Origin of the sequence: Sphingobacterium humi (assembly GCF_009768885.1) — a bacterium.
GTDB lineage: Bacteria > Bacteroidota > Bacteroidia > Sphingobacteriales > Sphingobacteriaceae > Sphingobacterium > Sphingobacterium humi.
The window spans coordinates 107,187-119,126 of the sequence record NZ_WSQA01000010.1; the positions used below are offsets into that span (position 1 = coordinate 107,187).

At 43.6% G+C, this 11,940-nt stretch carries 8 protein-coding genes; 4 read left to right on the forward strand and 4 right to left on the reverse strand.

Features of this window, described 5'->3' with window-relative positions:
* The first annotated feature begins 64 nt into the window (after positions 1–64).
* Positions 65–3,076: a glycosyltransferase family 117 protein gene (locus GQF63_RS13565; protein ID WP_160369780.1), complete on the forward strand. Its 3,012-nt coding sequence runs from the start codon at positions 65–67 to the stop codon at positions 3,074–3,076.
* A gap of 130 nt (positions 3,077–3,206) precedes the next feature.
* Here GQF63_RS13565 and GQF63_RS13570 read toward each other — a convergent pair whose 3' ends face one another.
* The gene (locus GQF63_RS13570) at positions 3,207–4,877 is read right to left on the reverse strand and encodes a glutamine--tRNA ligase/YqeY domain fusion protein (protein WP_160369781.1); all 1,671 of its coding nucleotides are present in this window, start codon (positions 4,875–4,877) and stop codon (positions 3,207–3,209) included.
* Between the two features lie 94 nt (positions 4,878–4,971).
* Between GQF63_RS13570 and GQF63_RS13575 the strand changes: the two genes are divergently transcribed.
* Positions 4,972–6,246 carry an FAD-dependent oxidoreductase gene (locus GQF63_RS13575; protein WP_160369782.1) on the forward strand — a complete coding sequence of 425 codons (1,275 nt, stop codon included), beginning with the start codon at positions 4,972–4,974 and terminating at the stop codon, positions 6,244–6,246.
* An 82-nt stretch (positions 6,247–6,328) separates the two neighbouring features.
* Here GQF63_RS13575 and GQF63_RS13580 read toward each other — a convergent pair whose 3' ends face one another.
* From GQF63_RS13580 to GQF63_RS13590, 3 genes are all read right to left on the reverse strand, one after another.
* Positions 6,329–6,976 (reverse strand): carbonic anhydrase, encoded by a 648-nt coding sequence (locus tag GQF63_RS13580; RefSeq protein ID WP_160369783.1) that lies wholly within the window; start codon positions 6,974–6,976, stop codon positions 6,329–6,331.
* A 70-nt stretch (positions 6,977–7,046) separates the two neighbouring features.
* Positions 7,047–8,636, reverse strand: a complete 1,590-nt coding sequence (locus tag GQF63_RS13585; RefSeq protein WP_160369784.1) for a SulP family inorganic anion transporter — start codon at positions 8,634–8,636, stop codon at positions 7,047–7,049.
* A gap of 120 nt (positions 8,637–8,756) precedes the next feature.
* A complete protein-coding gene (locus GQF63_RS13590) occupies positions 8,757–9,119 on the reverse strand; it encodes a hypothetical protein (protein WP_160369785.1) in 363 nt (120 codons plus the stop codon).
* A gap of 189 nt (positions 9,120–9,308) precedes the next feature.
* On the opposite strand from GQF63_RS13590, the gene GQF63_RS13595 reads away from it, so the two are divergent.
* Positions 9,309–10,856, forward strand: coding sequence for a helicase HerA-like domain-containing protein (locus GQF63_RS13595; RefSeq protein ID WP_160369786.1), 1,548 nt, complete (start codon positions 9,309–9,311; stop codon positions 10,854–10,856).
* A gap of 55 nt (positions 10,857–10,911) precedes the next feature.
* Complete coding sequence (locus GQF63_RS13600) at positions 10,912–11,826, forward strand: nucleotidyltransferase family protein (protein WP_160369787.1); 915 nt, start codon at positions 10,912–10,914, stop codon at positions 11,824–11,826.
* Positions 11,827–11,940: the final 114 nt, after the last annotated feature.

Below are 11,940 nucleotides of genomic sequence, written 5' to 3' on the forward strand. Positions count from 1 at the left end.
TTGATTTATACTAATTTGCCGCCATAGATCTATCTACTAAATACTCAATACTAACTACTCTAAAATGACTTACAACAAGCTTAACAATCTTCTCGGCTGGGCCTGCGGGCTGCTGGCCAGCATCGTATACATACTGAGTGTAGAGAAAACCACAAGTTGGTGGGATACAGGAGAGTTTATTGCTTCTGCGGATAAATTGCAAGTCGTGCATCAACCGGGAGCTCCCTTGTTTTTAATGGTTCAGAATGTATTTTCCAATTTTGCCCTTGGCGATGTGGCTAAGGTTGCCTATTGGATGAATATAGGTGCAGCCTTGTGCAGTGGATTAACGATAGTGTTTTTATTTTGGACGATTACGGCTTTAGCTAAGAAGATTATAGGGAAGCCAGAGACGGCAAGTGCAGGGACCTACTATCGGATTTTCGGGGCCGGCATTATTGGTGCTTTGGCGTTTAGTTTTACCGATTCCTTTTGGTATTCGGCCATTGAGTCGGAAGTATATGCGATGTCTTCTCTCTGTACGGCGGTTGTGTTTTGGTTGGCCTTAAAATGGGAAGCCCGCGCCGATGAACCCGACCATGGCAAATGGCTTTTGGCCATCGCTTACGTGATGGGCTTGTCTATTGGGGTGCATTTGTTGAACCTATTGACCATTCCGGCTATCGCCTTGTTGGTTTACTTCCGCAAGTCGAGCAAGATCGAAGGAAAGGGCGTGTTGTATGCATTGGGTATCGGTACTTTGGTGTTGGCCTTTATTCTGTGGGGTATTATCCAGTATGGAGTCCGCCTTGCAGCCTATAGCGATTTGTTCTTCGTCAATAGTTTAGGTCTTCCTTTCGGATCGGGTATTATAGCCTTTTTTATCCTGCTGATCGCTACGCTGGTCTACGGATTATATTATAGCATCAAGCAGCAAAAAGCGCTGCTTAATCTGGCTTTATTGAGTTTTAGTTTTATAGTATTTGGTTTTGGCTCCTACACCTTATTGCCCATCCGTGCGCAAACTTCCATCACCCTGAATAACTATGATCCGGATAATGCCTTCAATTTATTGAGCTATTTAAGTCGGGAGCAATACCAATCGGAGCCTTTGCTGAAAGGGCAGACTTTTGATGCGCAGATTACCGGGGTGGAAAGCGGAAAGACCTACCGGAAGGACGAGGATCGGTATAGCCCCATTATTAGCAGTCGGAAGTATCAATATAACCGGGAGATGTTATTTCCTCGGGTTTACAGTGAAAAGCACAGCAGCTTTTACCGGCAATATTTACAGTTGGGCGAAGGGCAATCGCCTACGATGGGGGATAACCTCCGCTTCTTCTTTGGCTATCAATTGGACCATATGTACCTGCGTTATTTTTTATGGAATTTCGTGGGCCGCCAGAATGATACCCCAAGTCAGGGAGAAGTGACGGCGGGGAATTGGCTATCGGGCATCAGCTGGTTAGATCAATTGCGCCTTCCGGGACAACAGTCCTTATCGAAAAGTATGCTTCAGGACCCAAGCCGCAATACCTATTTCTTTCTGCCGCTGTTGTTGGGCATAATAGGGGTAGCTTGGCATTGGAAGAAAAATAAACGCGATGCCGCTATCGTGAGTTTATTGTTCTTCTTTACGGGATTGGCCATTGTCATCTACCTCAATCAAACGCCTTTGCAGGCGCGAGAACGTGACTATGCCTATGTAGGTTCCTTTTATGTGTTTGCGATCTGGATTGGGCTGGGTTTAATAGTTTTGGTTGATGTATTGAGTCGATGGTTCAAGCAGCCTGTGCAGAAGTTGGCCTTGGCTAGCACAGCCCTGTGTTTTGTAGCGGTGCCTTGCTTGCTGTTTACCCAGAATTGGGACGACCACCAACGCGCCGATCGGATGATGACTAAAGATTTCGCCCGTAATATGCTTAATTCTTGCGAGCCTAATGCCATTCTCTTCACCTATGCTGATAATGATACGTTTCCCTTATGGTATATCCAAGAAGTGGAAGGGTTGCGCCCTGATGTGCGGGTATTGAATTACGGTTACCTGTCTTCCGATTGGTATGTGCAACAAGCACTCACCGATATGAATGCTTCCAAAGCGCTGCCTTTAGGGTTTAGCTACGATAAGGTAAAACGTGGCCTGCGCGATGGTATTCAAGTGATGGATATGGGCGTGGAAGGGTATACCGATGTGCAGACCTTATTGGATATTATGCTATCCGACAGTCAGCAGAATATGCTGCAAACGCAGTCTGGCGAATATGTGAATGTGATGCCGACGAAAAAGATACAACTTAAAATAGATAGAGATGCCGTCGTGCGCCATAAAGCCGTACCACAAGCATGGGAGCATGCTATTCCGGCCTATATGCAATGGGATTTCAACCAGGATTTTGTGACCCGGGCCGAGCTTAGCCTGATGGGATTATTGCAAAATAACAATTGGGAACGACCGATTTACTTTGTGAAACAGGCGCCTAACGATATTTTTATGGGTATGGATAAGTACCTGGCTGCTGAGGGATTGGTTTACCGACTGATGCCGGTTGAAATGGGGCAAGCCGCCGATGAGCCTAGCTTAACCAATACGGAGGCTTTGTATGCCAATGCGGTGAAGAAATTCAAATGGTCGGATCTAAAGAAGCTAAACTTCTTGGATACAGACTCTAATTTTATGTATGACACGTATATTCAGCCGAACCTATATGCTTATGGATTGGAAGCCTTGATGCAGGAAGGGAAAGTAGCGCAGGCCAAAGATTTAGCACTTGTGGCCTATCAGCATCAACCCAAGCAACCGAAGAACCTGCGTCAAAGTTATTTTAGTACGGTATTAACCGATACGTTGATTCGCGTAAAAGAATTGGATAAGGCCAAAGAGATTGCTAGCATCAATATTCAACAGATTGATGAGCAGTTGCAGTATCATTATGCCATCTCCAAAGAATCGCAGGCCTTTAATCCGCAGAATATTCAGCTAGGCCTAGCGGCCCTCGATCGTTATCGCGCATTGGTGAATCAATTGGGCGATAAACAACTCATCGATAGAACCCAAAAGATATGGAAGTTCTATGAAGATGTATGGCTAAAAGGCTAGCGTAAAAAAGAGGAGCATCTATCCAGATACTCCTCTTTTTTATGGTATAAATGGGAAGTTTATTTGTAATTTATATTAAAGCACCATAGGTCTAAATACTAAGTACTAAATACTAACTACTTCCATCTCCCTACTTCTTCACTTCCTTCGCCCAAGAATCTTTCAGGGTCACGGTGCGGTTGAATACTAGCTTATCCGCAGTTGTGTTCTTATTGTCTAGGGTAAAGTAGCCTAAGCGAATAAATTGATAGCCTTTTCCTAAGCTTGCGGATGCTAAGTCAGGTTCGATATAGGCTTTTTCAATAATCTGTAAGCTATTCGGATTAATAGAAGCTTTAAAGTCTTCTGCTGCTGCCGGGTTTTCATCTTGGAATAAGCGATCGTATAAACGAACTTCGGCTTCTTTTGCATGCGCCACAGAAACCCAGTGGATGGTACCTTTCACCTTCATGCCGGAAGTATCTTCTCCAGATTTAGAATTCGGAACGTATTCACAGAATACTTCGGTGATTTCGCCTTGTTCGTTCTTATTGAAACCAGTACAGGTGACAATGTAGCCATGCTTTAATCGTACGGAAAGGCCAGGGCCTAGACGGAAGAACTTCTTAGGAGCATCTTCCATAAAGTCGTCACGTTCGATCCACAGCTCTTTGGAGAATGGAATAGCACGTGATCCTTCGCCGCCTTCAACTTCCGGGTTGTTCTCGCCTTCCAGCTCTTCCACTTGGCCTTCCGGATAATTGGTTATCACCAATTTAATCGGGTCAAGCACAGCCATGCGGCGCCAAGCAGATTTATTTAAATCTTCGCGGATACAGAATTCCAATAAGCTAACATCGATCATGTTTTCCCGCTTTTGGATACCGATGCGCTCGCAGAAGTTACGGATACTGGCCGGTGTATAGCCACGGCGACGTAGGCCTGAAATGGTAGGCATGCGTGGGTCATCCCAGCTTTCCACGAATTTCTCGTTTACTAATTGCAGTAATTTACGCTTGCTCATTACCGTGTAGTTCAGGTTCAAGCGCGCAAATTCATATTGTTTGGATGGGAAGATTTCTAAGCGATCAATTAACCAATCGTACAATGGACGGTGCGGAATAAACTCTAAGGTACATACCGAGTGGGTAATCTTTTCGATAGAGTCCGACTGTCCGTGGGCAAAATCATACATCGGATAGATGCACCATTTATCGCCGGTACGGTGGTGAAGTGCATGTTTGATGCGGTAGATAATCGGATCGCGCATATGCATATTCGAGCTTGCTAGATCGATCTTTGCACGCAATACTTTCTCGCCATCTTTATACTTGCCATCGCGCATTTCTTCAAATAAGCGCAGGTTTTCTTCGATGCTACGGCTACGATATGCTGTAGGCACGCCCGGGCTGGTTGGTGTTCCTTTAGCTGCGGCAATTTCTTCTGCCGTGCTATCGTCAACATAAGCCAGGTCTTTCTTAATTAAATCGACCGCATAAGCGTATAAAGTATCGAAATAATCGGAGGTATAGAGTTCCTCGGCCCACTGGAATCCAAGCCATTGAATATCTTTCTTAATACTATCCACGTACTCTACATCTTCCGTTACCGGGTTGGTATCATCAAAGCGTAAGTTCGTTTTTCCATTGTACTTCTGTGCTAAGGCAAAGTTTAGACAGATGGATTTCGCATGTCCGATATGAAGGTAGCCGTTAGGCTCAGGAGGAAAACGGGTTAACACGCGCCCGTCATTTTTCCCATTACGAAGATCCTCTTCGATAATCTCTTCAATAAAATTCAATGATTTTTCTTCTTCTATCATGTAGCAAAGTTAGCTATTTCAACGATATATTGGAGGGCTGCGTATCGAATACTTCGCGCAATTTTACGTATTTTCGAATTATTAACTGAACAATATGAAATTTAGACTTTCCGTACTCCTGTTGTTATTCCTTCCGATGCTGCTTTCGGCGCAGAAAAAGCAAAAACCCTTGCTGTTGGTCAATGGGGGTGGCATGGCTGGCTATTCGGCGGCTTTACAAGCGGCCTATTCCAATGTTCCAACCGTTCTGCTGATTGAAAACTTAGATGATTTGGAAGAATTAAAACAAGCCAGGCAACAGATAAGCAATAAATACCAGCTGGATGGTGGTTTATGGATGAGTTTGCTGATGGATATGGCCCTCAGTAAAACCAGTAGCGATTCGCTGGCTAAGGTAGTTAAAAGTGATTTTAACAGTCAGTTGGCCAAAAATGCGTTGGAGAAGTTGGAGGTTAAATTACCCAACCTCACGATATATACTGGCGAGAAACTGATTAAATGTGTTAAAGGAAAACGCAATTGGACGGTGACCCTTTCCAATCGAGTGAAAGTATCGGTTCCGGTGCTGATTGATGGATCTGCAGATGCGGTGCTGATTCAGGAGTTTAGCCCGGAAAAAAGGAACCTGCCCCAGTCTGATTTTATTGCGGTTAAGGATTTGACCTTAGCGCAAAGTAGAACTGTGCTGGCCGTAGGCGAACGCAATCAGGAGCCTGTGGTAGCCACCTTGGAAACCATATTGGCCAGCGAGAAGGATAAGCTGTTTGATTTGGCGGCCTTGCGGCAGTTGGACAACAACCCGAATGAATTGCCTTTGCGCATGGCTTTTGGCCAAGCGGTAGGCGCCACAGCGGCCTATTGCGCCTTCTTTAAGGCCAAAGCAGCTGACATTGACCTGCGGAAATTGCAAGCGGAGTTATTGGCGTATAAAGCACGCTTAAACCCTTATGTAGATATTGCCTATACAGATCCTCATTTCGGATCTATCCAGAAGTTTTTCTTGACGGGATTTTTTATGGATGATAAGGAAGGGGATGCGCTCTATTTTCATCCGGATGCTCCAGTGAAATTTGATGATATTAAGCCGGTGCTGAACGATGTATATACGCGTAGCCAATTGTGGTTTTTAGATAACTACCGGAATGATGACCTGACGTGGAAGGATTTGCTGAGCCTGATTAAATTCGTATCGCTGAAAGGCGATGAGGTGGAGCAGGCTTTGCGTGCCGACTGGAAAACCAAACGGAAGTTTGCCGGCGACTTTGATCTGGATGCCAAGATAACCCGTCGACAGCTGGCGGTGATGGCCGACCTCTATTCGGCATCCTTCGCCAAAGCTATACTGCCAACCGGTCAGTTTAAAAAATAAAATCAAGGCCTTAAAAATTGCCCTATAAAAAAGCCCGCTTCACTGAAACGGGCTTTCCTTGTTGAGATTATAGGTTTCCTTCCTATAGATAAGCGAAAATATCGCCTAAGCTTTCATTGCTGGTAAAGGTGTGGTTTAAATCAATAAGCTCACCCGTACCGATATTAATGACCATCCCGTGGATGGCTAAGTCCTGACGCTCTTTCCAGGCATTCTGGATAATCGAGGTGCTACACAAGTTGAACACCTGCTCTTTTACATTCAGCTCGACCAAACGATCGGTTTTCTTTTCTTGATCTTCAATGGCATCGATTTCTTGCGCATGCAAGCGGTATACATCTTTAATATGACACAACCAGTTGTCGATAATGCCGTATTGCTTAGAACTTAGGGATGCAGCTACACCACCACATCCGTAGTGACCTGCTACAATCACGTGTTTTACTTTCAACACGTTTACTGCATAGTCTAATACCGACAGCATACTCATGTCCGAGTGTACACACATGTTGGCAATGTTACGGTGTACAAAAACCTCCCCCGGTTTTTTACCTGTCAATTCATTGGCTGGCACACGGCTATCGGCACATCCGATCCAAAGGATTTCTGGACTCTGTCCCTTAGATAATTGATCGAACCTACCGGTATCATCGTTTTTAACAAACTCTACCCATTCCTTGTTTCCGTCGATAATCTTGTTAAAACTGGTCTTTAATACGTTATTTTCCATGTTTATTCCATATAATTTTAAGGGTAATCCCAAAAGGATTACACAAGTTTCAGCATTTCTTTTGATTTATTTAAACTACTTTTTGAAGTTTTTGTTTTTTCAAACGCAACTTTCTGTTGAAGGTCTTTTTCTTATAATTGACATCATTCAGCTCGATATCAAGACCTTTGCTCAATGCATTGAGCTCAAAATCCTTAATGACATCGATGACATCCTTATCGATAAATTTACTTTTTTGTCCATCAATCACGACCGACTTCACACCCTTTGGTAAATTGTAGAGCTTTTGTTGGATCGGTGCTTTGTTCAAGAAGGTAACTTCCTCGGCAAGGGTTAACACAGCCATTTCATTATCTTCCTTCTGCACAATATTGAACTGATAAGCATTGGTCATGTTTGCTTTCAAGATATAGAAGGTTGCGACTAAGATACCCACACCTACACCCGTTAATAAATCGGTAAATACCACAGCAGCTACGGTCACGAAGAAAGGAATAAACTGATCGAGTCCTTTTTTGTAAAGCTGCGTGAATAAGGCTGGTTTCGCTAATTTAAAACCGGTGTGCAATAGAATGGCGGCTAGGCCGGCTAATGGGATTAAATTGATAACGGAAGGGATGGCTAATAGCGCAACTAATAACCACAGACCGTGTAAGATGGCGGATTGTCTGGTTCTTCCGCCGGCATTCACATTGGCCGATGAACGCACAATAACCGAGGTCATTGGCAAGCCTCCTAAGAAACCACTCGTCATATTACCGATACCCTGTGCCAATAGCTCTCTGTTGGTAGGTGAGTTCCGCTTGAACGGATCTAGTTTATCAACAGCTTCAATGCTCAGTAGGGTTTCTAAACTGGCAATAATGGCAATGGTGAAGGCCACAATCCATACTTCCTTGTTGAAGATCTGGCTGAAGTCTGGGAATATAAATAAGCCCTGGAATTCAGCGATAGAAGAGACCACAGGAATGGAAACAAAGTGGTCTGTGTTTAAAGCTAATCCTGTTCCGCGGAACGCATAGCCTAATCCGACACCTAATAATACAACAATTAAGGGAGCAGGAACTTTGTTTAAGGGTTTAATGCGTGGCCAATAGATAAGAACGGCCAGGGATAATAAACAGATGATGGTTGCTCCCCAGTTTACACTGGCAAAAATGGTATCCGTAAAGGCGGCAATACCTCCACCATTTTCTAGCTCAAAGGCATGTGCCTCGGTCATACCGAAGGCCAATGGCAATTGTTTTAAAATAATGGTGATACCAATAGCTGCCAGCATACCCAGGATTACCGATGATGGGAAGTAGTTTCCTATCATTCCCGCTTTGATAATACCTAATACCAATTGGATGGCACCGGCCAATAAGACAGCAAGGATAAACGTTTCATAAGCGCCAAGACGTTCAATAGCGCCCAATACAATCACCGTTAAACCAGCGGCAGGGCCACTGACGCTTAGCGGCGAACCTGAAATGGAGGCTACCACAATACCGCCAATAATACCGGTAAGAAGCCCGGCAAATAAAGGAGCCCCGGAGGCCATCGCAATTCCTAAACAGAGTGGCAAGGCCACCAAAAAGACCACAATACTGGCTGGGAAATCATATTTTAAGTCCCTTTTCGATAGTTTGAGAAAAGCAGACATACGTGTTCCTAACATAATAATTTATTTAAATGCTAATTTTAAATTCAACAAAATAATTTCTGGAACATCATCAATACAGCCATTAAGACCTAGTCAATTGGTCAGAATGATGATGATAATTAAACGGATGTTGAATTAGCAGTTAGGAGGTGGCGTGGGAACACGCGGGTGGAAAGCACAGATGCTTTTCTCGTTTAATAGGTAGTGCTTAATGCGGGCTGCATTTTCTACCGTAGGGTTAAAGCTTAAGTAATCGATAGCATCTGGTTTAAAAACTTTGATGCTGTGTTCATGCAAATCTTCATTATTACTGTTATTGCCTTTGGCCGTGTTTTCAATTTCTAATTGCATCACGACTTGCAATACAGTACCACTGTCAAGCACATCAACGAAGATCGGTGTCATGCTGATCAACATCTTCGTGAAGAAAATGAAGAAACATAACTTAGCCGCGAGGATTCGTTGTGCTTTTGAGAAATAATGTATGTTTGTTATCATAAACTTTAGCAAAAATAAAATTAAATTTTAAAAAACAACTTTTTTTGGAATTTAATTATGAAAATTTTACAAAACAATGGTGAAAATCTTGAGGTGTTAACAATTTGTTAATATTAATATTCTGCTTAAGTTTATATACAGAATAGTATCTTTATTTTTATTGAAAAACAGGAATCCATATAACGCGTTATGAAACAGCAGTTTATAGATAAGGTGACCAGCTCCTATAGCCCTAAGGGCGCTTTTATACAATTAGGATCCGGTATATTGAATGGTGAGATTATTACCGATGCCAAAGTTAATTTGGCACTTAAGATGATGAATCGCCATGGATTAATTGCCGGAGCCACCGGTACAGGGAAAACCAGAACCTTGCAGCTAACCGCCGAGCAGCTCTCGGATGCCGGCGTTCCGGTATTGATGCTGGACGTGAAAGGTGACCTTTCTGGATTGGCGGAACCCGGTAAAACCAACGATGCCCTGATCGAACGTGGCAATGCCGTGGGCATTCCTTTTGAGCCTGCGAGTTTCCCTGTTGAACTTTTCTCTCTAAGTGGAAAGCTTGGTGCACCCATGCGGGTGACGGTGGAAGATTTTGGACCTGTTCTGCTTTCCAGAATCCTCGACCTGAATGATACCCAAGCGGGGGTGTTAAGCGCTATTTTTAAGTATGCCGATGATAACCAATTACCAATTGTAGATTTTCAAGATCTTAAAAAGCTGTTGAGCTACTTGTCGGAAGGGCCAGGTGCCGAAGAGATTAAAGCGGATTACGGTAAGATCAGTACCGCAAGTGCCAGTACCATTCTGCGGAAGATTGTCGCCATCGAGCAGCAAGGTTTAGCGCATATTTTCGGCGAAAAGGAATTCGAAATCAACGACCTCTTCGGGAAAGTGGATGGCCGCGGGGTGATTACCCTTTTAAATATTTCTGATATTCAAGATCAACCTTTATTATTCTCGACCTTTTTATTGAGCTTACTCGCCCAGTTGTTTAAGAAGCTGCCTGAGGTTGGCGACTTGGATAAACCAAAGTTGGTTTTCTTTTTCGATGAAGCGCACCTTTTGTTTAATGGGGCTTCCAAAGCTTTTTTAACGCAGATTGAGCAAATCGTTCGCTTAATTCGCTCGAAAGGGGTAGGGGTGTTCTTTTGTACACAAGCTGCTACCGATATTCCGGAGTCGGTTTTAGGACAGTTAGGAAATCGGGTTCAGCATGCCTTACGGGCTTTTACACCTAATGATGCGGAAAACCTCCGTAAAACAGTGAAAACTTACCCTACTTCGGAATTCTATGAAATCGATAAGGTGCTGACTTCCCTAGGAACCGGCCAAGCATTAGTGACTGTTTTAAACGACAAGGGGATTCCGACGGAAGTAGTAGCTACGCATTTAGTGCCTGCCAGAGCGGTAATGGGGCCTGCAACAGCAGAAACCTATCAAGCTCTCGTAAATGGCTCAGAATTTGCCAGCAAGTATCAGGAACGCGTAGAGCGAAGAACTGCTTCTGAAATCTTGGAAGAACGCATGTCGAAGTTTGAGCAGCAAGAAGCCGCAGCGGAGGCACGTAAAGCCGAAGAAAAGGCGAGCAAATCCAGCCGCTCTAGCCGCTCCAGAAGGCAGACGCCACTAGAGGCCGCGCAGAATCAAGCCAGTAGGACCCTGGCGCGAGAAGGGGCTAAATTGTTGGGGAAAATCGCCAATGGAATACTAAGTGCGATATTCAAAAAGAAATAAGGAAATAGTATATTTGCAACGCTATAAAATACTAAACTCAAAAAAATAGATCATTATGGGAAAACCTACTTTGGTAGTTCTGGCAGCAGGAATGGCTAGCCGCTATGGTTCGTTAAAACAAGTTGATGGCTTTGGACCACACGGTGAAACAATTATTGATTATTCAATCTTCGATGCTATTAGAGCTGGATTCGGAAAAGTAGTATTTATCATTCGTGAAGAATTCGAGCAAACCATGCGCGATAAATTTGACGAAAAACTAAAAGGCAAAATCGAAGTTGATTATGCTTTCCAAGATTTTAACCTGAAGAAATTTGGAGTTGATAGAGTAATTGAGCGCACGAAACCCTGGGGAACTGCCCATGCGGTAATGAGTGCTAAAGATAAAGTAGATGGCCCTTTCTGTGTAATTAATGCCGATGACTTCTATGGCTATGACGCTTTCAAGAAAATGGCGGATTTCCTTTCTAATGAGGCCGATGATAGCCACATGTCTTTAATGGGCTTTGAATTAGGCAATACCATGTCTGACTATGGGTATGTATCTAGAGGGGTTTGTGAGGTTAATGAGGCTGGACATATGGATTCAGTTACCGAAAGAACAAACATCTTCTATGAGAACGATGAGGCTGGAAACAAGAAGATTGTTTATGAAGAAAACGGTGTTAAGAAGGAACTTCCTGCCGACGCTCGTGTATCCATGAACTTCTGGGGCTTTACACCGAAGATCTTCGATATTTCCTTAGCGATGTTCCCTGATTTTGTGGAAGCGAATGCCGATAATCCGAAAGCGGAATTCTTTATCCCTACAATTCCAGATCATATGGTTAAGCATGGCTTAGCTGATTTCCGTGTAATCCCTACTTCATCAAAATGGTTCGGTGTTACGTATGTGGAAGATAAACCTATCGTGCAAGAGTCCATTTCTAAATTGGTTGCTGATGGTGTTTATCCAGCGAAATTGTTTTAATCTTAGTAGGTAGTATTTCGTGTCTAGTACTTAGATCTGGGTAGCATTAATGGTTACCCATTTGGTATAAGATTGATTTATAAAACAGCTATTAAGCTAATCATATAAAAAGGA